The sequence below is a fragment of the Geobacter sp. OR-1 genome, from assembly GCF_000813145.1.
Taxonomy (GTDB): Bacteria; Desulfobacterota; Desulfuromonadia; order Geobacterales; family DSM-12255; genus Geoanaerobacter.
On the sequence record NZ_BAZF01000008.1, the window covers coordinates 79,220 to 98,772 of the forward strand.

At 58.2% G+C, this 19,553-nt stretch carries 24 protein-coding genes; 14 read left to right on the forward strand and 10 right to left on the reverse strand.

Translation table 11 applies throughout. The features are described 5' to 3' along the window. Positions 1 to 131: 131 nt before the first annotated feature. On the reverse strand, positions 132 to 584 hold the full coding sequence (locus OR1_RS10235) for a YaaR family protein (RefSeq protein WP_041971728.1): 453 nt from the start codon (positions 582 to 584) through the stop codon (positions 132 to 134). Positions 585 to 729: 145 nt separating this feature from the next. Here OR1_RS10235 and OR1_RS10240 point away from each other — a divergent pair, with 145 nt between their 5' ends. Then, a complete protein-coding gene (locus OR1_RS10240; RefSeq protein ID WP_041971729.1) occupies positions 730 to 990 on the forward strand; it encodes a hypothetical protein in 261 nt (86 codons plus the stop codon). Positions 991 to 1,069: 79 nt separating this feature from the next. Here OR1_RS10240 and OR1_RS10245 read toward each other — a convergent pair whose 3' ends face one another. Further along, positions 1,070 to 1,918, reverse strand: a complete 849-nt coding sequence (locus tag OR1_RS10245) for a zinc-ribbon domain-containing protein (protein WP_041971731.1) — start codon at positions 1,916 to 1,918, stop codon at positions 1,070 to 1,072. 199 nt (positions 1,919 to 2,117) lie between these two features. On the opposite strand from OR1_RS10245, the gene OR1_RS10250 reads away from it, so the two are divergent. From OR1_RS10250 to OR1_RS10260, 3 genes are all read left to right on the forward strand, one after another. Then, a complete protein-coding gene (locus OR1_RS10250) occupies positions 2,118 to 2,384 on the forward strand; it encodes a hypothetical protein (RefSeq protein ID WP_041971733.1) in 267 nt (88 codons plus the stop codon). Between the two features lie 74 nt (positions 2,385 to 2,458). Next, positions 2,459 to 3,151: a DNA/RNA nuclease SfsA gene (sfsA, locus tag OR1_RS10255; protein WP_041971734.1), complete on the forward strand. Its 693-nt coding sequence runs from the start codon at positions 2,459 to 2,461 to the stop codon at positions 3,149 to 3,151. A 70-nt stretch (positions 3,152 to 3,221) separates the two neighbouring features. Continuing rightward, positions 3,222 to 3,560: a zinc ribbon domain-containing protein YjdM gene (locus OR1_RS10260; protein WP_041971735.1), complete on the forward strand. Its 339-nt coding sequence runs from the start codon at positions 3,222 to 3,224 to the stop codon at positions 3,558 to 3,560. Positions 3,561 to 3,571: 11 nt separating this feature from the next. On the opposite strand, the gene polA is transcribed toward OR1_RS10260, so the two are convergent. Both polA and OR1_RS21565 read right to left on the reverse strand, forming a co-directional pair. Beyond that, positions 3,572 to 6,247: a DNA polymerase I gene (gene polA / locus OR1_RS10265; RefSeq protein WP_041971736.1), complete on the reverse strand. Its 2,676-nt coding sequence runs from the start codon at positions 6,245 to 6,247 to the stop codon at positions 3,572 to 3,574. Further along, on the reverse strand, positions 6,248 to 6,424 hold the full coding sequence (locus OR1_RS21565) for a DUF4177 domain-containing protein (protein WP_082002900.1): 177 nt from the start codon (positions 6,422 to 6,424) through the stop codon (positions 6,248 to 6,250). A gap of 181 nt (positions 6,425 to 6,605) precedes the next feature. Between OR1_RS21565 and OR1_RS22480 the strand changes: the two genes are divergently transcribed. Both OR1_RS22480 and OR1_RS10270 read left to right on the forward strand, forming a co-directional pair. Beyond that, entirely contained in the window at positions 6,606 to 6,779 is a 174-nt protein-coding gene (locus tag OR1_RS22480) for a hypothetical protein (protein ID WP_193377100.1), read from the forward strand. Positions 6,780 to 6,819: 40 nt separating this feature from the next. Next, on the forward strand, positions 6,820 to 7,263 hold the full coding sequence (locus OR1_RS10270; RefSeq protein WP_041971737.1) for an Hsp20/alpha crystallin family protein: 444 nt from the start codon (positions 6,820 to 6,822) through the stop codon (positions 7,261 to 7,263). A gap of 123 nt (positions 7,264 to 7,386) precedes the next feature. Here the strand turns inward: OR1_RS10270 and larE are convergent, their stop codons facing one another. Genes larE through OR1_RS10285 form a run of 3 tightly spaced genes read right to left on the reverse strand, consistent with a single transcriptional unit; the run spans position 7,387 to position 8,895 of the window. Continuing rightward, positions 7,387 to 8,184, reverse strand: coding sequence for an ATP-dependent sacrificial sulfur transferase LarE (larE, locus tag OR1_RS10275; RefSeq protein ID WP_041971739.1), 798 nt, complete (start codon positions 8,182 to 8,184; stop codon positions 7,387 to 7,389). Next, a complete protein-coding gene (locus OR1_RS10280; protein WP_041971741.1) occupies positions 8,181 to 8,669 on the reverse strand; it encodes an Rrf2 family transcriptional regulator in 489 nt (162 codons plus the stop codon). The genes larE and OR1_RS10280 overlap by 4 nt, the downstream gene beginning before the upstream one ends. Before the next feature lie 16 nt (positions 8,670 to 8,685). Further along, on the reverse strand, positions 8,686 to 8,895 hold the full coding sequence (locus tag OR1_RS10285) for a hypothetical protein (RefSeq protein WP_041971742.1): 210 nt from the start codon (positions 8,893 to 8,895) through the stop codon (positions 8,686 to 8,688). Between the two features lie 140 nt (positions 8,896 to 9,035). Between OR1_RS10285 and OR1_RS10290 the strand changes: the two genes are divergently transcribed. The 7 genes from OR1_RS10290 (at position 9,036) to OR1_RS10320 (ending at position 15,205) form a co-directional block, all read left to right on the forward strand. After that, positions 9,036 to 10,196: a class I SAM-dependent methyltransferase gene (locus OR1_RS10290; RefSeq protein ID WP_041971743.1), complete on the forward strand. Its 1,161-nt coding sequence runs from the start codon at positions 9,036 to 9,038 to the stop codon at positions 10,194 to 10,196. Positions 10,197 to 10,230: 34 nt separating this feature from the next. Continuing rightward, complete coding sequence (locus tag OR1_RS22415; protein ID WP_041971744.1) at positions 10,231 to 10,875, forward strand: HAD family hydrolase; 645 nt, start codon at positions 10,231 to 10,233, stop codon at positions 10,873 to 10,875. After that, positions 10,859 to 11,308 (forward strand): ferritin family protein, encoded by a 450-nt coding sequence (locus OR1_RS22420; protein WP_041971746.1) that lies wholly within the window; start codon positions 10,859 to 10,861, stop codon positions 11,306 to 11,308. Before OR1_RS22415 ends, OR1_RS22420 begins: the two co-directional genes overlap by 17 nt. Continuing rightward, a complete protein-coding gene (locus OR1_RS10305) occupies positions 11,305 to 12,726 on the forward strand; it encodes an aspartate ammonia-lyase (protein ID WP_041971747.1) in 1,422 nt (473 codons plus the stop codon). Before OR1_RS22420 ends, OR1_RS10305 begins: the two co-directional genes overlap by 4 nt. 32 nt (positions 12,727 to 12,758) lie before the next feature. Next, complete coding sequence (locus tag OR1_RS10310) at positions 12,759 to 12,980, forward strand: NifU family protein (protein WP_041971748.1); 222 nt, start codon at positions 12,759 to 12,761, stop codon at positions 12,978 to 12,980. An 87-nt stretch (positions 12,981 to 13,067) separates the two neighbouring features. Further along, positions 13,068 to 14,315 (forward strand): phosphatidylserine/phosphatidylglycerophosphate/cardiolipin synthase family protein, encoded by a 1,248-nt coding sequence (locus OR1_RS10315; RefSeq protein ID WP_370543348.1) that lies wholly within the window; start codon positions 13,068 to 13,070, stop codon positions 14,313 to 14,315. 56 nt (positions 14,316 to 14,371) lie between these two features. Then, positions 14,372 to 15,205: a response regulator gene (locus OR1_RS10320; RefSeq protein ID WP_193377101.1), complete on the forward strand. Its 834-nt coding sequence runs from the start codon at positions 14,372 to 14,374 to the stop codon at positions 15,203 to 15,205. Positions 15,206 to 15,222: 17 nt separating this feature from the next. On the opposite strand, the gene OR1_RS10325 is transcribed toward OR1_RS10320, so the two are convergent. Genes OR1_RS10325 through OR1_RS10335 form a run of 3 tightly spaced genes read right to left on the reverse strand, consistent with a single transcriptional unit; the run spans position 15,223 to position 18,379 of the window. Further along, positions 15,223 to 16,449, reverse strand: coding sequence for an ABC transporter permease (locus OR1_RS10325; RefSeq protein WP_041971750.1), 1,227 nt, complete (start codon positions 16,447 to 16,449; stop codon positions 15,223 to 15,225). A gap of 2 nt (positions 16,450 to 16,451) precedes the next feature. After that, positions 16,452 to 17,135, reverse strand: a complete 684-nt coding sequence (locus tag OR1_RS10330) for an ABC transporter ATP-binding protein (RefSeq protein WP_152609863.1) — start codon at positions 17,133 to 17,135, stop codon at positions 16,452 to 16,454. 20 nt (positions 17,136 to 17,155) lie between these two features. Continuing rightward, positions 17,156 to 18,379 carry an efflux RND transporter periplasmic adaptor subunit gene (locus OR1_RS10335; RefSeq protein ID WP_041971753.1) on the reverse strand — a complete coding sequence of 408 codons (1,224 nt, stop codon included), beginning with the start codon at positions 18,377 to 18,379 and terminating at the stop codon, positions 17,156 to 17,158. Between the two features lie 159 nt (positions 18,380 to 18,538). Here OR1_RS10335 and OR1_RS20800 point away from each other — a divergent pair, with 159 nt between their 5' ends. Continuing rightward, positions 18,539 to 19,534 carry a hypothetical protein gene (locus tag OR1_RS20800; RefSeq protein ID WP_052440375.1) on the forward strand — a complete coding sequence of 332 codons (996 nt, stop codon included), beginning with the start codon at positions 18,539 to 18,541 and terminating at the stop codon, positions 19,532 to 19,534. Positions 19,535 to 19,553 lie beyond the last annotated feature (19 nt).

Consider the following 19,553-nt stretch of genomic DNA (forward strand, 5'->3'; position numbering starts at 1 on the left):
CAGGGAAAACAGTTTGCGCTCAAAAATGACCGGATGCAAGGCGCCGAGAAGTGAGGAATGAGGCGTACAACGGTACGTCGCAATGACGAATGACGAGGGCAACGCCGCAGACGGGCGTTTTTCAGCGCAAACTAAAGCCTGAAACTCAGGACCAGCCCTTTGATCTGCTCAATCTTCGCCGCAATCTTGATCCGGTCCTTCTGTTCGCTGACGATCATCCGGTAGAGCGAGTCAGCATGGCTGTCGATGACACGGATCACCTCATGATAGGCTGGCGCGCCCGGAGTACCGCCGAGCAGCTCCACCTTGTAGGCCTCGGCCGTAACCTTTTTCGCCAACATGGCGAGAAGTTCCCGAAACGACTTGTAGTTGGCCATGCTCGGGTCACGCTCCAGGCTGTCTCCGGCCATGTCGATTTCCCTTTTCAGCTCTTCCAGTTCGACCGCCCGGTTGGTAAGCTTGTCCCCCATGCCGGTTAGGCTCGCCGCAAACAGGGAATTGCTGACCACTTCCCCTTTCCGGGAGCCGTCTTTCTGGGACTTTTTGGCCACATTTCTCGAAGGAAGCTTGTCGTCGATCCTCATAATTAACCCCTTGGCGCCACCCGCATCTGCGGAACGCCTCGCACTGCCCGCCAATATTCTATTGTAAAACAATATTTCTGTTTACATCACAATCTTTTCTGTTATTCTAAGTAAAAATATTTACCAAGAATGAAAAGGTGATCTGATGAAGTTGGAATTGCGGAACATTGCCGGCGAAGACACACCGACGATTGTTGCCGAATGCATGAAGTGCGGGGGCGCGATAGCCGTGCTCGAACGCGATTTCATGATGTCAAGACCGCTCCATTGCCACCGGTGCAATCACGAGCGGTTCCTGAGCTATCGGGAATACGTCGTGACTTTTGACTCGATGGCGCCAAGGCTGCTTGCCTATTCGGTATTGCGGATCGGAAAAGGGACAGGATGCAGTAGCCGGCATCACTGATCGTACAATCCTTTTTTGCCCCGTTCTCCGGACCACCGGATAACCTGCCCCTCAAGGGGTCACATCCTTCTATTCCCCTTTACACGCCATCCATTTCCTCCCGGAAACGATCACTTCGCAACCACCAGACCAGAGCCAGGGGCAGCGCAACCCATACCGCCAGCATCAACACGGAATTGGCCAACCCGACGAAATAATAGGCAAACGATGGCGATTCGGACGAGCGCCTGATATAAGCGATGTAGTCGATGACCTCATATACGACCCCGATTGCCAGCCCGGCCCAGGCCCCCAACTCCAGTCCTTTTACCGCCTCTTTCCGGTTGCGCAGCAACATCGCCGCACCCATGGCCATTAACCCGCCGTACAATGTCAGCACCGTCGGCAGCAAGCCGTTGGCGAGAAAGACCTCAGCCGGAGATACCGGCTCAAGAGAGGTCTCGTTGATCTTTACCAACAAGGCGTCTCCGTCATACCCCATTACACCGATTAAGCCGTAAAGCGCCACCACGCAGGCAACTGCAAGAACACCGCCGGCAGTATACCTGACAAGGGGGGGAGCCGTGGCAATTTCGGGCTCAATCTCCTTCACCGGCGGTTTGATGAAATCATCGGGCCTTAGACTGGCGTTGAGGCGCTCCATGTCGCGCTTCACCTGCTCCTCTTCAAGCAGTTTCCGCTTCTTCGCGTTATAAACGCTCCCCTGCAAACCACATTTGGGGCAGACATCGAACATCTCGTCGGTAAAGGTGGAATACTGACAAGCCGGGCAGACACTCATCATATTTGGATTCCACCCTTTGGCAAGAGGTTTCTTTACCTGGAACCCGGTCTTGCACCGTGGGCAGTCGATATAACGGCCGTCCAGAGGCACGTCATGATCGTTGACCTCGCCAGTCAGCTTGCAGTTGGGGCATTCTATCTTCATTCCGCAAATCTCCTCGGCAGTAAAATTACCGTTCAACTATATCAAGACCGGGAGATGTCGCAAACGGAAAGCGGCCGGGAGCGTTCACAGACGCCCACTATCCGGGGCTTGCCCGGATTTTGCCCCGAATCGGATTGACTCGGTCTCGACGGCAATGTTATGGTCGAATCGTCAAAAAACCTATTTAAAGGAGCAGAAAATGATCGCAAAAGTTCTTGGTTCTGCTGCATTGCTGGCATTTACCGCTAATTCGGTCCTGGCCGCTGCCAACGTGGATGTCAATGTCGGCGTTCCGGGCCCGGCGGGGGTCAGCGTCCGGGTCGGGTCGCCGCAACCGCCACCGCCCCCGATTATCGTCGAGAGGGAGCGGACTGTGGTTATCAAGGAGAAGCACGACCGGGGCAAGCACAAGGGTTACGACAAGCATGATAAGCACAAGAAGCACAAGAAACATAAGCACGACTGAAATGCGCGACAGTGAAGCGGCGCGGGCAACCGCGCCGCTTCTTCAGCAGAACACACTCCCTGAGAAGACTATTCATGCACCTCCCGGCCACATACCTTACCGGCACCCTGATAAAACGGTATAAGCGGTTTCTTGCCGACATCCAGCTCGACGACGGCAGCATCGTTACCGCCCACACCCCGAACTCCGGGAGCATGCAGGGATGTGCCGTTCCGGGGAGCCGGGCAGTGCTGTGGCGCAGCAGCTCGCCGGGCCGTAAATATCCGCTCACCTGGGAACTGGTGCAGGTCAACGGCATCTGGATCGGGATCAATACCGGTTATCCGCCGAAACTGGTCACAGAGGGGATCGTAAACGGCACCATCGAGGAGCTGCAGGGGTATCCTTCCATCCGCCCCGAGGTCACCTGCGGCGAGAGCCGAATCGATCTGCTGCTGTCAGGGGGAGAATCGCCCTGCTGGGTCGAGGTCAAAAACGTCACGCTGGTCGAGGATGGGATCGCCCTGTTCCCGGACGCCGTCACCACCCGCGGCCAGAAGCATCTGCGCGAACTGCTCCGCCTGGTCAGGCAGGGGGAGCGCGGGGTGATCTTTTACGTCGTGCAGCGGGAGGATGCCGAGGCCGTAGCACCGGCGGACCGGATCGACCCGGAATACGGCCGGCTCCTGCGAGAGGTAGTTTCCCAGGGGGTCGAAGCGCTGGCATACCGAGCTAGCGTGTCACCCACGGAGATCAGGCTGATCAAGCGGCTGCCGGTGCTGCTCTGACCCTGATTCTTAAGCAACTAACCGCATGTGACTCGTAACGATGCAAATATTTCTTTCAAGGATTTAGATTATGACTACCACACCCAAATGCCCCGGCTGCAGTTCCGAATACACCTACGAAGACGGCGACAATTACGTCTGCCCGGAGTGCGCCCATGAATGGCCGATGCTGGCAGCGACAAGCGCGGAAGCGGACTCTATTGTGCGCGACGCCTTCGGCAATGAACTCAAGGACGGCGACTCGGTGACGGTCATCAAGGATTTGAAGATCAAGGGGTCGTCATTGGTGGTCAAGGTCGGCACCAAGGTCCGGAACATCCGGATCGTCTCGGGCGACCATGACATCGACTGCAAGATCGACGGCATCGGCGCCATGCAGTTGAAATCCGGGTTCGTCAAAAAAGCCTGACTTAGAAGCGGTCAGTGCGCCTCGGCCCAGTTGCTGCCGTAGCTTATATCAACTTTCAGCGGCACGCGGCACTCTACGGCATGGGCCATCTCATGCTCCACCAGCTGCTCCAGGTGGATCAGCTCCCCTTCCGGCACCTCGAACACCAGTTCGTCATGGACCTGCATGATCAGACGGCTCTCCGCGCCTTCCAGCTTCAGCCGCCGGTCGATGTTGATCATCGCCTTCTTGATGATATCCGCAGCCGACCCCTGGATCGGGTAGTTGATGGCGTTCCGCTCGGCAAAGCTGCGCACCTGGAAGTTGTGACTGTTGATATCAGGAATCGGCAGCCGCCGGCCGAGCATGGTGGTCACATAACCATGCTCCCGCGCCAGCTGAATGCATGAGTCGAGAAAGGCCATGGCCCCGGCATGTCGGGCCTTATAGGTGGCGATGAAATCCTCGGCGACCTTCCGGGCAACACCAAGCTGGGCCGCCAGGCTGAAGGCGCTCTGACCGTAGATGACGCCGAAATTGATGGTCTTGGCCTGGCGCCGCATCTCAGCGGTGACCAGGCCGGGGAGCAGGTCGAACACCTCGGCCGCGGTGCGGGTATGGATATCCTCGTCATTGACGAAGGCATCGCAGAAAACCGGGTCGCCGGAGAGATGGGCCAGCACCCGCAGCTCGATCTGCGAATAGTCGGCCGACAGGATCTTGCACCCCTCCCTGGCGATGAACGCCTGGCGGATCTTTTTCCCCTCCTCGGTCCGGATCGGGATGTTCTGCAGGTTCGGGTCCGATGACGAGAGCCGGCCGGTACTGGTCACCGCCTGGTTGTAGGAGGTGTGTACCCGGCCGTCGCTGTCTGCCAGTTGCGGCAGGGCATCGGTATAGGTGGACTTGAGCTTGGTCAGACCCCGCTGCTGCAGCAGAAGCGTTGCGATCTCGTGACCTGCCTCGGCCAGCCGCTCCAGCTCATCGACATTGGTGGACCAGCCGGTCTTGAGCTTGGTCTTTTTGCCGGTGGGGAGCTGCAGCTTCTCGAACAGGATCTCGCCCAGCTGCTTGGGTGAGTTGACGTTGAACGGTCCGCCGGCCAGCTCATGGATTCGGCTTTCCAGGGTGGCAAGCTGTTTGCCGAGTCCTGCGGAGAGTTCCGCCAGGAACGGCAGATCGAGCCTGACCCCCAGCAGCTCCATCTCGGCCAGGATCGTCACCAGCGGCATCTCCAGCTCGAACAGCAGGCTCTCCATCCCGGCTACGGCAACCTTTGGGAGCAGCAACCGATGCAGCATGTAAGTGGCATCGCTATCCTCGCAGGAGTAGCGGGCGGCCTTTTCCACCTCGATCTCGTCGAACCGCTTCTGATCCTTTCCCTTGCCAGCCACCTCCTCGTAGGAGATCATCTTGTGGTCGAGATACTCCACCGACAGGGCATCGAGCCCCTGGCTGGTGCGCCCCGGATTGACCAGGTAGGCGGCCAGCATAGTGTCAAACCAGACCCCATGCATCTCCACCCCGGCAGTGCGTAGCACCTGGTAGTCATACTTGATGTTCTGGCCGATCTTTCGTATGGCCGGGTCGGTCAGAAGCGGCCTGAGACGGTTAAGCACGGTTGCGCGCTCCAGCTGGGGAGGGACACCGAGGTAATGGTGGCCGACCGGGATGTAGTACGCCTCGTGCATACGCCAGGAGAGCGATATGCCGACGATCTCCGCAATCCGGGCATCCAGGCTGGTGGTTTCAAGGTCAATGGCAAATTCTTCGGCCTTTTCCAGCTCCTGCAGCATCGCCGTAAACTCCGCTTCGGTGAGGATCGTGCGGTACTCTTCCGTGGAGAGGGTGGAGCGGCTGGTCAGCTCCTTCATCAGCGAGGTAAAGCCGAACCGCTTGAACAGCCCGGCAAGAACCGTATTGTCAGGTGGCTCGGCGACAAAATCGCCAAGGTCATAGGCAATCGGCACATGGCAGTCGATAGTGGCCAGCTGCCGTGACAGCCGCGCCTGGTCGGCAAAGGCCCGGAGATTCTCCCCGGTCTTTCCCTTGACCTCATCGGCCCTTGCCAGCAGGGCATCCATGGAGCCGAACTCCTGCACCAGCTTGATGGCGGTCTTTTCGCCGATACCGGGCACACCGGGAATGTTGTCCGAGGAGTCGCCGGCCAGCCCGAGGATATCGATAACCTTGTCCGGACCGACCCCGAACCGCTCCACCACCTCGGCCGGACCCGAAACCTTGTCCTTCATGGTATCGAGCAGGGTTGCATGGTCGCCCACAACCTGCATCAGGTCCTTGTCGCCGGTCACCACCACGGTGTCGATTCCGCGCTCCCCGCAGTCGCGGCAGATGGTGCCGATGATATCGTCCGCCTCGTAACCGTCCAACTCCAGCACCGGAATCCGGAACGCCCGGACCAGCTCCTTGATCGGCTCCACCTGCTGCCGCAGATCATCCGGCATGGCGGCCCGGTTAGCCTTGTATTCCGGGTAGATCTCGGTGCGAAAGGTCTTGCGGGAGATGTCGAACACTACGGCCACATAGGACGGCTGCCGGTCCTTGAGCACTTTCAGCAACATCTGGGTGAAACCGAAGATGGCGTTGGTCGGAAAACCGCCCGGCCCGGAGAGATGCCTGATGGCATGGTAGGCCCGGTACAGGTAGGACGAGCCGTCGATGAGATAAAGGGTCGTCTTGTCCGTCATCTATTCCGTTACCTCCCTGGTAAACAGCACGAATGCCATGCTCGGACGTTTCTGCGACTCGCGCATGGCAAAATGCAGCCCGTCGAACCGCCACCCCTTGGCGGTCAACTCGTTGAGCGTTTCTTCGATCATATCCTCGGAAACGGTGGTGATTTCAACCACCTTGTACTTGATCATGGTCCCCTCCGGGTCATAATTTCGGCAATAGTAGTGTATTCGGCCAAGGGTGGCAACATTGATTTGCATCCCGTTGCAGGCGATCGAAATGGTGCTAAACTTCACATTAAGGAAAGGAGGTGAGCGGCACGGCGACAACGAGGTCAAATGACCCTACAAACATGAAGCGAGGAGCCACGGTATGATCAACGAGCAGCAAGTATCTTTCGAAAAAATTGCAGAACTTACCGAGACACACCTTGAAACCGATTATCAGCGCAAAGACCTCAAAGCGAGGCGGGCGGTTACCAAGCTCAGCCTCTATGACGGATCAAAGAAGCTTAAGCACAGCGTCCCGAAAGGGAAGAAAGTCTGAAGCGCTTTCAGAGAGTTAAGTTGATCAGGAGAGTCAGATAATGGCAATAGTAAAATACAACCCGATTAAAGAGCTTCGCACGATGCAGGAACAGATGAACCGGCTGCTTGACCTGGCCTGGAACCGGGAGACCGGCGAAGATATGCGCGAAGGGGTCTGGCAACCGGCGGTCGATATCTACGAGGATGACGAATCGGTGGTGATCAAAGCCGAGATCCCGGATGTGGACCAGAAGGATATCGAGGTCAAGATCGAGGACAACACCCTGACCCTGAAAGGGGAACGGCGGCACGACCAGAGTGTGAAAAAGGAGAACTACCACCGGGTGGAACGGTACTACGGCACCTTCCAGCGCAGTTTCCACCTGCCGCACACCATCGCCCAGGAGAAGATCAAGGCATCATGCGACCGGGGGGTTCTGACCATTACGCTGCCGAAAAAAGGGGAGAAGAAACCGAAACAGATAACCGTGGAAGTGAAATAACAACGTAGGGGCACCTCTTGAGGGTGCCCTTTTCGATATGGCTCTATAACCGGGCAGGCACAAGACCTGCCCCTACGGGACACCATGGAATTGCGCATTGCAGGGGCGGCGTCAAACCCGCCCCTAATTCATGCTCCCTGTGCGATACCCCTCTAAATCCAACGCAACATACTTGAATCCAGCCCTTTTGAACTCTGCAATTGCCTTATTTCTCAAGTCACCATCAAGCATCCGCGGCAGATCTTCCTGCCCCAGCTCGATCCGCGCGGTATCGTCGTGATACCGGACCCGGTAGACCCGGAGCCCTTCAGCCTTCAGGAACTCCTCGCACCGCTCGATCATCTTCAGCTTTGCGGCGGTAATCTCGACGCCGTAGGGGAAACGGCTCGCCAGACACGCATAGGCCTGCTTGTTCCAGGTTGCCAGCCCGAGCTCGCGGCTGAGCGCCCGCACATCATCCTTGGAAAGGCCGGCCTCCATAAGCGGGCTGCGGACCTGCAACTCGCCGGCGGCTCGCCGTCCCGGGCGGTAATCGCCCAAATCGTCACAGTTGGTGCCGTCGCAGATATGGGCAAACCCCATTTCCGCGGCCTTGGCGGCGCAGATCCCGAACAGCTCCTTCTTGCAGTGGTAGCACCGGTCCCGCGGATTTTCGGCGTATCCGGGAATTTCCAGCTCGTTGGAATCGACAACGATCTGCCTGGCGCCGATCTCTTCTGCCAACGCGACCGCCTCCCGGAATTCCGACTCCGGATAGGTCGGGGAAGTTGCGGTTATGGCGCAGGCGCGTTCTCCCAGCAGGTCATGGGCGACCTTGAGCAGCAGGGTTGAATCGACCCCGCCGGAAAATGCCACCAGCACCGACCCCATCTCCCTGATGATCGACTGGAGCAGTTCAAATTTGACTTTCAGCTCATTCATGACGCGGGTTTCCGCCTCGGCTTTCTCGCCGGAGCCAGGTCCTCTTCCTGCTTGAGCCCCATGGACTCGCCGCGCTCGCACAGCAATGCCAGAGATATCTCGGAGAACAGCGCTTCCAGGCGGCTGGAGGCCTCGGTCCACACGGTCTGGGTAACGCAGGTGCCGTCAAATGAACAGACGGCTTTCTTGCGGCGGCGCTTCCCCGGAGAACAGTCCACCAGCAGGAGATCCCCTTCCGTGGCCTTGACAATGTCCTTTACCGTAACATCCTTGAGCGGCTTGGCGATCAGGTATCCCCCCTGCGGACCGCGCTTGCTTTTCAGCAGACCGGCCCGTTTCAGGCTCTGGAATATCTGCTCCAGATAGCGGGGCGAGATCTCCTGCCGCCGGGCAATGTCCTGGATCTGTACCGGCCGGTTGGCCGCATGGTAGGCAATGTCGAACAGTGCCCGCAATCCGTACCGGCTCTTGGTTGAAAGACGCATAGACTTTCTCCTTTCCTTACCAGAACTTTTTAGGTGGCTCAAAGCGGCCCAACAGCTTTATTTCTCCGTCAACGATCTGGAATTTGTCGCCGAGCTCATTCGTCCAGCTATCCCCCTCTTCCAGGGGAGCCGGCACCTCGCGCCGTCCCAGAAACACTTCATCGTCACCAATGTAGGCAAACCACTCGAGGTTGCCGTTCATCCAGATCTTGTTCTTGAGTTCCAACACTAACCTCCTGGGGAATTATTGTGGTGATGTTACCGGAATGATCGGTGGCGGTCAAGCATCTGAGTACAAACAGAAGGCGCTCCCGCAATTGACAAAAGAAAGGGCATGGTCTATACAATAATCGCTCGGATAATACTATGACCAAACATACTGAAAACGAACTGGAAATGCTCATAAATGAGCGGATTGCCGCAAAGGGGAGGATTACCTTTGCCGAATACATGGCCGCCTGCCTTTACGAGCCCGGATTGGGGTATTATACCTCGCCGGGACGAAAGGTCGGCGCCGAAGGCGACTTCTATACCAGCAGCAATGTCCATCAGGCATTCGGCAGGGTTATTGCCGCCGAGATCAGCCAGATGTGGGAATGCCTCGGCAGACCCGACTCGTTCGACCTGGTCGAGGCCGGCGCAGGCGGGGGCCAGCTGGCGCTCGACATCATGGACACCCTGGCAGAGACAGCCCCGGAGTTTTACCGGGCCGTAACCTATCGCTTCATCGACAAAGAGCCGTCACTGCAGGGCGCGCAGGCGAAAAAACTGGCCGGCCATGCGGCAAAGCTTGCCTGGAGCGATCCTGACGAGCTCCTCAGCGGCAGGCTCGTCATAAACGGCTGCCTGTTATCCAATGAGCTGATCGACTCATTTCCGGTGCACCTAGTCGAACAGACCAAAGAAGGGCTCCGGGAGATTTATGTTGCGGTCAACAGCAATGGCGAACTGAGCGAGCAGGCGGACGAAATCTCAGACCAGGAGATTGCGGCCTACCTGGAGCGGATTGGCGCCACCCTGGTCACCGGCCAGCGCGCCGAAGTGAACCTCGGCGCCCCGGCCTGGATAACAGCCGTGGCTTCCTGTCTCGGGCACGGTTTCGTGCTCACCATCGATTACGGCTTTACCGCCCAGGTCCTGTACCGCCCCGGCCGGATGAACGGGACCCTGCTCTGTTATCATCGGCATACCCTGGAAGAGAACCCATATATCCGTCCCGGCCTTCAGGATATCACCGCTCATGTGGATTTCACCGCGCTGATGCTGGCCGGTGAGGCTGCAGGGCTTGCGACGGTCTGGTTCGGAGAGCAATACCGTTTTCTCATGGGTGGTGGTATAATTCAGGAACTGATGACACTGGAGGCGCGTGCGTCCAGCGAGGAGGAGAAAATCAGGCACCGGCTCGCCCTGAAGAAGCTGATGCTTCCCGAAGGGGGGATGGGCGATACGTTTCAGGTCCTGGTGCAGTCAAAAGGGGTGGAGGCTCCGCAACTGCGTTGCATGAGAGATTGGAGCACCCTGCTGTGACGGAATATCCTGCAGCTTCGGAGTGGTGTGGCAAGTGACGATCAGAGCAGGAATCTTCGACCTGGATGGCACCCTGTATTTCAACGACTCCCTGGGACGGGAGATCGGCCGCGTTGCCGCGCAGTATATCGCCATGATCAAGGGGATTGATCAGCAGGCGGCATGGCAACTAATAAAGGAAACGCGCCGGCGCCTGACCGCAGAGAACGGCAGCGAGGCTTCCCTGAGCCTGGCTTGCGAAACGCTCGGCGGAGACCTGCGCGAGTTGCATCGGTGGTTTTCTGAAAAGATAACCCCTGAGGCGCATTTACAGAGAGAGGAACAGGTGATTGCCGTGCTGTCCGGCCTGGCGGCTCGGTTCCCGCTCTACATCTATACCAACAACAACATCTCGTTGACAGCCCGGATAATGGCTATTCTTGGTGTCAGCGAGTTTTTTACCAGGGTTTTCACCATCGAAGACGACTGGGAGCCTAAACCGAACAAGGCGACAGTTGAAGCAATAATGGCCGCAATCGGGAGAAGACCTTCGGAGTGCCTTTTTGTCGGGGATCGCTTCGATATCGATCTGCGACTACCCGAAAGCATGGGGGCAAAGGTCCACCTGGTCACCACCCTGGAAGATTTTCTGGAGCTTGAAAAATTCGATTGCGGGGGAAATAATGAGCGAAACCAATAAAGAGATACTGGATGCCGTTTTGCGGGCCATGGAAATCGAAAAGGAGACCTTCGACTACTACACCCGGGCCGAACAAAAGACCTTCAACCAGGGGGGGAAGCGGATCTTTCGCTGGCTCGCCAGCAGCGAAGAGCAGCATTACCTGAAACTGACCGAGCTCTACAACTCCCTCAACAACGGGGAGCGCTGGGTATTTTACGGTGGCACCACCATTGAGCTTGAGCCTGACGGTGGGGGCCATATCGGGTTTGACACCAATGACCGGGAGGCCCTGGAGCTGGCAATGGCGATCGAGAAGAAGGGGATCGCCTTCTTTGAGGAGTTGCTGCACAAGACCTCTGACCCGGACGGCAGGAGCATGCTGCAGACCTTGTTGAACGAAGAGAAAGAGCATCTGCGCATTATTGCCGAAAAGCACAAGGCGATAACATGACCTATCGTGTTGAAAGGGACTCGCTCGGAGAGATCAATGTCCCGGAACATGCTTACTATGGGGCGCAGACGGCCCGGGCAGTGGCAAATTTTCCGATTTCCGGGCTCAAGCCTCACCCGGCCTTGGTATGGGCCACGGTTCTGATCAAAAAGTGCGCGGCCAAGGCAAACATGGCCACCGGGAGGCTTGATGCCGGGATCGGGGAGGCGATTGTCCGGGCGGCCGACGACCTGCTCAGCGGAGAGCTGCCGGACCAGTTCGTCGTTGACCCTTTTCAGGCCGGCGCCGGCACCTCGCACAACATGAACGCCAATGAGGTGATCGCCAACCGCGCAGCGGAGCACTTGGGCGGCGCCCGCGGCAGTTACCGCCTGGTGCACCCGAACGACCATGTCAACATGGCGCAGTCCACCAACGACGTCTTTCCCACGGCCATGAGGCTGGCTTGCCGGAAACAGATCGAGCGGCTCATCCCCGCCCTGGAAGGGCTTTCCGTTTCTTTGCGGGAAAAAGGCCGGGACTTTGACGGGATTCTCAAATCAGGGCGCACCCACCTGCAGGACGCGGTGCCGATACGACTGGGACAGGAATTCAATGCCTGGGCAAAGGCGATCGACGGCAATGTCAGCGGCATAAAGACTGTGATCCCTGACCTGGAGGAGCTCGGGATCGGGGGTACGGCAGTCGGGACCGGCATGAACGCCGAAGATGCCTACATTGATCATGTCGTCGCCGGATTGGCAGCGGAAACAGGCTATAATCTCGTGCGCGGCAAAGATCTGGTCGAACGGATGCAGAACATGGACCCGTTTGTCAGCCTCAGCTCATCGCTCAAGGGGTTGTCCGTGAACCTGGTCAGGATTGCCAACGACCTGCGGCTTCTTGCTTCCGGCCCGCGCACCGGGTTGGCCGAAATAACGCTGCCGCCGGTTCAACCCGGCTCCTCGATCATGCCGGGAAAGATCAACCCGTCCATGGCTGAGATGACCGATATGGTCGCCTTCCAGGTGATTGGCGCCGATACGACCGTTACCATGGCTGCCCAGGCAGGCCAATTGGAGCTGAATGTGATGATGCCGGTTATTGCCTTCAATCTCCTGTTTGCCCTGGAGATTCTCGGTAATGCCGTCCAAAAGCTGACATCCGCCTGCATAGAAGGCATTTCCGCAAATTCCGGACAATGCCGGCAATACCTGGAGGCATCACTGGGCCTGGCCACTGTCCTTGCCCCCCATATCGGCTACATGGCAGCGGCAGATATTGCCAAAGAGGCGGTAGCATCCGGACAGAGCATTGCCGAGGTCGCCCTGGCCCGGGGTGTGCTCTCAGAGGCAAGGCTTGCAGAGCTGCTCGATCCGCTGCCCCTTACCAGCCCGGGAGTTCCAGGGGCTGATAAGGGGCCGAAGAATCAAGGCTAAAAATCGCCATCAAAACAAAGGAGACAGTTCAAATGATCGAAGAAGTAAAGAGTGCGCTAGACCAGATTCGTCCTGCACTTCAGGCCGACGGCGGAGATGTGGAACTGGTGGAAATTACCGAAGACGGCGTTGTCAAGGTCCGATTGAAAGGGGCTTGCGGCTCCTGTCCCATGTCCACCATGACCCTGAAAATGGGAATCGAGAGAACCCTCAAGGAAAAGATTCCCGGGGTAAAAGAGGTTGTTTCCGTGTAACCGGAAACAGGTTGCACAAGTCAAGGGCGCGGAAGCAATTTCGCGCCCTTTCTGTATGTTGCATAGCTCAACTGAACGGTAATTGAAATGTCCCTTATCCGGTTGCGAAAGAAACGGAACTCTTCCCGGGCCAGGCGGTTCTTCGGCCGTTTCCGCAGGAGTACGGAAGCAACTGTCACGCATGGCAACCTGGTGAAACTGCTCCCGAATGGCGGGGAGTTCTTTTCCGCCCTGTTCGCAGCTCTCCGCAGCGCAAGGCAATCCATAAACCTGGAATTCTACATCATCAGGGATGACGCAACTGGCAGGGAACTGGCGGCAATCCTTGCCGATGCCGTCCGGCGCGGGGTCAGGGTCTCCATCATCTACGACTACATCGGCTGTTTCGATACGCCCGCCTCCTACTTCCGCAACCTGGAACAGGCCGGGGTGGCCTGTCTGCCGTTCAACCCGCCCCCGTTCAAGCGGGGTCTTGCCTGGTTTGACAAGCGTGATCACCGGAAGATCGCAATAATCGACGGGGTCAATGCCTTTGCCGGAGGGCTCAATGTCGGTTCAGAGTATGCCGGTTACGGCGAAGACCGGAAACGGTGGCGCGATGTGGGGCTTTCGGTCAAAGGCTCCGGGGCGGTCGAACTGCAGCGGCTCTTCTTCGAGACCTGGCAGGCGGAGGCCGGCATTGACCCGGACAGCCTTTACCTGGATTCAGGCAACGCCTCGGACAGGAAGGGTGATGCAACGATTCATATCGTCAGCGGCGGACCGCACCACAACCGTTCTCACATCCATAACGCCTTCCGGCTGGCAATCGGCAGGGCCAGAAAGTGCATTACCGTTGCCAACCCCTATTTCATCCCCGGGCCGAGGGTCATCCGGTCACTCATGCGGGCGGCCCGCAGAAATGTCAGGGTCAGGCTGATACTGCCGGCGATCAATGACGTGCCTCTGGTGGGACTGGTGAGCCGCAGTTCCTACGCCACGCTGCTGAAAGGGGGGATCGAGATCTACGAACGGCAGGAAACCGTTCTGCACGCCAAGGTGATGCTCATTGACTCCCGCTGGTCGATCATCGGGTCAGCCAACCTCGATCACAGGAGTTTCCACCGGAATTACGAAGTGAACCTGATCGTGGACAGCCAGACTTTCGGCGCCCAGGTAGAGGAGATGCTGGCTCGCGACCTGGAGATGTCCAGACGGATACTCCTCGACGAGCACGAAAAAACGGGGGTGGCTCGTACGGTTGCTGGAACGTCTTGCCGCGCCGATCAGCTGGTTTCTTTAATCATTACCTTGATTCCGGATATCTATTTGATAATATACAGATGGCTATTTTGAAATCACAATATTAATTAAGAGCGCTTTGACTGCCGGCTTGATCGCAGGAGGAACCGTTGAACAAACCGATGGGGGAAATCCTTGTAGAACTGGGCATCATCTCGCCCCTTACGCTGGAACGCGCTCTTGGCCGCCAGAAAGGGAGCGGCAAAAAACTCGGGATGGTATTGGAGGAGATGGGGGTTGTGACCGAGGAGGAGGTAGTTGATGTCTTGTCCAGGCAGCTATCCATGCAGACCGTCAAGAAAATTCGAGGGTACCGGTTTGCTCCGGAACTTTTCGAGATGGTGCCGGCCGAGTATGCCATAGCTAACAGCCTGTTCCCGCTCCGCCTCAAGGATGGAGTGCTGGCAGTGGCAGTCTCAGACCCTTATGCGATCGATATAGTCGATAACCTCTCGCGTAAAACCGGTCTCAAGGTCATGACCTTACTGTCTACGGAAAAGGAGATAAAGGGAGCGATTAAGGAGTATTACCTGACGGGGAACGAAGGATCGACTGCGTCGCTGGTCCGCGTGCTTACAGTGGAGGATTCGCCGGTGGTGGCGAATGTGATCAAGGCAGCGCTTGAGCGTGAAGGGTTCGAGGTGCTTCAGGCTGCCGACGGACTGGAAGGGCTCAAGATGGCCATGAGTTTCAAGCCTTCGGTTATCCTCTGCGATTCGGTTATGCCGAAAATGGATGGGTTCGGATTGAAGCGCGCCCTCTCCGCTCAGGCCGAAACAGCGAAAATCCCCGTGATCCTTCTTACTTCAAAGGCTTCGCCCGAGGAAGAGCAGAAGGCGCTCTCGTCCGGTTTTTTTGATTTCATCGCCAAACCGGTCAATGCCGTCAGAATCGTGTCAAGGGTCAGACGTGCAATCGAAATGAGCGCTTCTCCTCCCCGGTAACCCGCTATTCCCCAAACCTACTCGTAACGCAACGCATCGATCGGGTTCAGTCTCGCCGCCTTGCGGGCCGGGTAGAACCCGAAGAATATCCCGACTGCAGCCGAGAAAATGAAGGCAACGGTAACCGACTCGACCGAGATCAGGGTCGGCCATTCGAGCATTTTCGATACCACCAGAGCCCCACCTGCGCCCAGGCAGATGCCGATCACCCCGCCGATCATGGTCAGCAGCACCGCCTCGGTCATGAACTGCATCAGGATATCGTTGCGCCGCGCCCCGATCGCCATCCTGATCCCGATTTCCCGGGTACGTTCGGTCACCGACACCAGCATGATGTTCATGATCCCGATCCCACCAACTATGAGCGAGATGGAGGCTACCGCGCCGAGCAGCAGCGACATCGCCTTGGATGACTGTTCCGCCACGGCCAGGATCTCCGACAGGTTCCGGGTGGAGTAGTCGGGCTCCTTGCCGTTGGTGATCCTGTGGCGCTGGTTGAGCAGCGACTGGATCTCCTGCTCCGCCTTTCCAAGCAGTTCCTCGCTCCTGGCCTTGACCATCAAGGCCCCGACGCTGTTAAGGGTCTGCGACCTGACCAGGTTACGCTGCGCCGTCCGGAGCGGGACAAAGACCACATCGTCCTGGTCCTGCCCCTGGGGCGACTGCCCCTTATGGTCAAGAACCCCGATCACGGTAAAAGGCACCTTCTTGATCCTGACGATCTTTCCCACCGGATCGTCCGAGCCGAACAGGTTCTCGGCCACGGTCTCTCCGAGCAGGCAGACCTTGGCCGCGCCATCGACATCCTGCTGCCCCATCCCCCTGCCGCTGGTCACACCCCATTCGCGGATGTCGAACAGCTCCGGAGTTGTTCCCATGAGAATGGTGGACCAGTTCATGTTGCCGTAGACTACCGGGCCTGACGATCGGACCGTGGCAGCGGCAGTCTCGACCGACGGGCATTCGGTGAGAAGTGCCTTAACGTCGTCGCTGGTCAGGGTCTGCGAGGAACCGAATCCGGCCCGCAAGCCGCCGCTCGTGGTGGATCCGGGGATTACCAGTATGATGTTGGAGCCGATGCTTGCTATCTGCTGGGCGATCACATGACTGGCGCCGGCTCCCACCGCCATCATCGCGATCACTGCCGCAATTCCGATGATGATCCCGAGCATGGTCAGGAAAGACCGCATCTTGTTGGTCCGCAGAGCCCGTAACGCAATTTTCAGGGTTTGCAGAAGATCCATATTTATCCCCTGGTGTCGCCGATGATACGGCCGTCGCGGAAGGTTATCCGCCGTCCGGCATACGCTGCCACGTCTGCTTCGTGGGTCACCATGATGATGGTGATCCCCTGGCGATTCAGGTCGGTGAACAGGGCCATTATCTCTTCGCTGGTGGTACTGTCCAGGTTGCCGGTCGGTTCGTCGGCAAGGATGACCGCCGGCGAGTTCACCAGCGCCCGTGCAATGGCCACCCGTTGCTGCTGGCCGCCAGACAGCTGGCTCGGGTGGTTCATCTCCTTGCCGCCGAGCCCCACCTGCTCCATTGCCGCCATGGCCTTACGATGCCGTTCCTTTGCCGAAACCTTGGCATAGACAAGCGGCAGCTCGACATTTTCCACCGCGGGAGTCCGGGCCAGAAGGTTGAACCCCTGGAATACGAACCCCAGCTTCCGGTTGCGGATATCAGCCAGTTGGTCATGGTTCATGGCCCCGACATCCACCCCGTCAAGCAGGTACTCGCCGGCAGTAGGGCGGTCCAGGCAGCCGAGGATGTTCATGCAGGTCGATTTGCCGCTGCCTGACGCCCCCATGATCGCAACGAACTCCCCTTCGGCCACGCCGAAGGATACGCCTTTCAACGCTTCGAACTGCTGGTCTCCCATGACGAATACCCGGCGGATATCTGAGAGTGAGATTACGTTATTCAAGCTGCCGTTCCCTTCAGGCATCAGTGCGGCCTCGGACCCATTGGCGAGCCGCCCATTGCACTCCCGGCCTTTTTCTTGGTATCGCCGCCCATCTGCTCGACGACCACCTCGTCTCCCTCTTTCAATGCCCCTTCCAGCAGCTCGATGCTGCTGTCGTTGCCGATCCCGGTCTTTATCGATACCGGCACCGGATTGTTATCTTTCAGGACATAAACCTGCTGACCTTTATCCTTTTTGCCCGGTTTCCCCCCCTGCGGAGAACCGTTCCCCTTTTTCGCCCTGGCCTCGTCCGTTTTTGCCTTGGGTTTGAACCGAAGCGCCGCCGGCGGCAGTTTGAGAACATTTTCCTTTCTGCCGACCTCAATGTTGACATTGGCCGTCATCCCGGGCTTGAGCTTCAACTCCTTGTTGTCCACGTTTACCACCACCACATAGGTAACGACATTCTGGTTGACCACCGGTGCGCTACGGACCTGAACCACCTTGCCACCGAATGTCAACTCCGGGTAAGCGTCAACCGTGAAGCTGGCCTTCTGCCCCACCGACACCCGACTAATGTCCGCCTCGTCCACGCTGGTCTCAATCTGCATCTTGGTGAGATCCTGGGCAATGGTGAACAGGGTTGGGGTCTGGAACGATGCGGCCACGGTCTGACCAACGTCCACCGCCCGGGAAATCACCACCCCGTCGACCGGGGAACGGATGACGGAGTAGCGGAGATTGGTCTTGGCCTGGAGCAGCGCCCCCTTGGTCTGGGCCACGCTCCCCTCGGCTGCCTTTAACGATGCCCTGGCCGCCTGGCTGGCCGTTTCCGCAACGTCATAGTCACTTTGCGAGACGATGCCGTCGCTGAGCAGTTTTTTGTACCGGGTGAGAGTGCGCTCCGCATCCGCCAGGGTTACCCTGGCCTTCTGGAGGTTGGCCTCGGCATTCAGCGCGTTGCCGCGGGCCTGCTCGACAGCGGCATTGAAAAGCGACGGATCGATCTCCGCAATGGTCTGCCCGTTCTTCACCCGGGAGTTGTAATCCACATACAGCTTCTGGATGGTTCCGGATACCTGGGTTCCGACCTGAACCGTGGTGACCGCGCTCAGATTGCCGGTGGCGGCAACGGTGGAAAGGATTGTTCCCCTTTCGATCTTTACCGTCCTGTAAGTTACCGCCGGTTTATTCCCCTTGAGCAGATACCAGGAAATGCCTGCGATTATGGCAATGACCACGGAAATTATCAGGACTTTCTTCATTAGGGCCTCTGGGGTGTAAATTGAAAATTCAACATTCGATATTAATACATCCTGGTTCCGCTGACGAGAAAAATATGATCTGCTATTATATCCTGCCGATTCTGGCATTGGCCGGTCATTCGGGTACAATTTATACAAACCTATTCCGGAATTATGGCAATGGCCACACTCATACCACGTACTTTCCGTACGCACAGATTAGCCCGGGTCCTCTGGCTCGGCGGCAGTGCAGCTGTTATCTGCCTGTTGCTGCTGGCCTCGCTGGTGGCAGCCCTGCCGATGTTGCTCTCGACATCATCGGTCCAGGCGATTCTCCGTCAGCAGCTGTCCAAGAGCTTTCAGCGCCAGGTGGATTGGGCCGACCTGACCCTCTCCTGGTCCGGCGGGCTGGCCCTCAAGGGGCTCAAACTCGGGACCGGGCCAGCGCCGTTGCTCAGCGGAAACGTGGGGGAAGCGATAGCCGTGCCGCGCTTCTCTTATGTCAATGGCCGCGTGCGGCTCGATCTGCTGCTGCGTATCCGGACCGTTGCCGCCGAACTCGCCCCTGGACCGCCCGCGCCACCCAAACCTTACCAGGAGCCGCTGACCACCATTGCCAAGGCACTGCAAAAATTTGAATCGTTGGACCGGCCGCTGCCGCTGGATCTCGGGGTAACGGTTACCATTGAGCCGATGCGGCTGCAGTACCGTGATCCGCGTACCGGACGGGAGCTGACCATGGACAAAGGCACGGTTCGGCTCGATCTCCCCTCCCTGGCGGACCGTCCGGTCACGGCAGGATTCCGCGGCAACCTGACCGTGGACGGCAAGCGGCTGGAGGCACTGAACCTGGCGCTGGAGCTTAAGCAGCTGGTAAGTCCGGAGCGGCGCATCCGTCCGGCACGAGCTTACGTGTCAGCCACTGCCAAGCTGCCGGGAGCCATGCTGACGATTGACGGCGGACTTAAGGAACCAGGCGGAATGCACGCCCTGCTCCGACTCGATCTGCCCCGGCTGACTGCCGCGGCCGGTCCGCTGCTGGCGCCGGCCATGCCGGCAATGCTGGGGAGTGTGGCGATTGACCTGCACGCCAGGAGCGATACAACGCACGACCTCCACGCCACCCTGGAGCTGACCGGCTCCCGGATCGCACTGCACGGGGGGGCGACTTGGTAAAGGGCGGATCGGGCCGCTG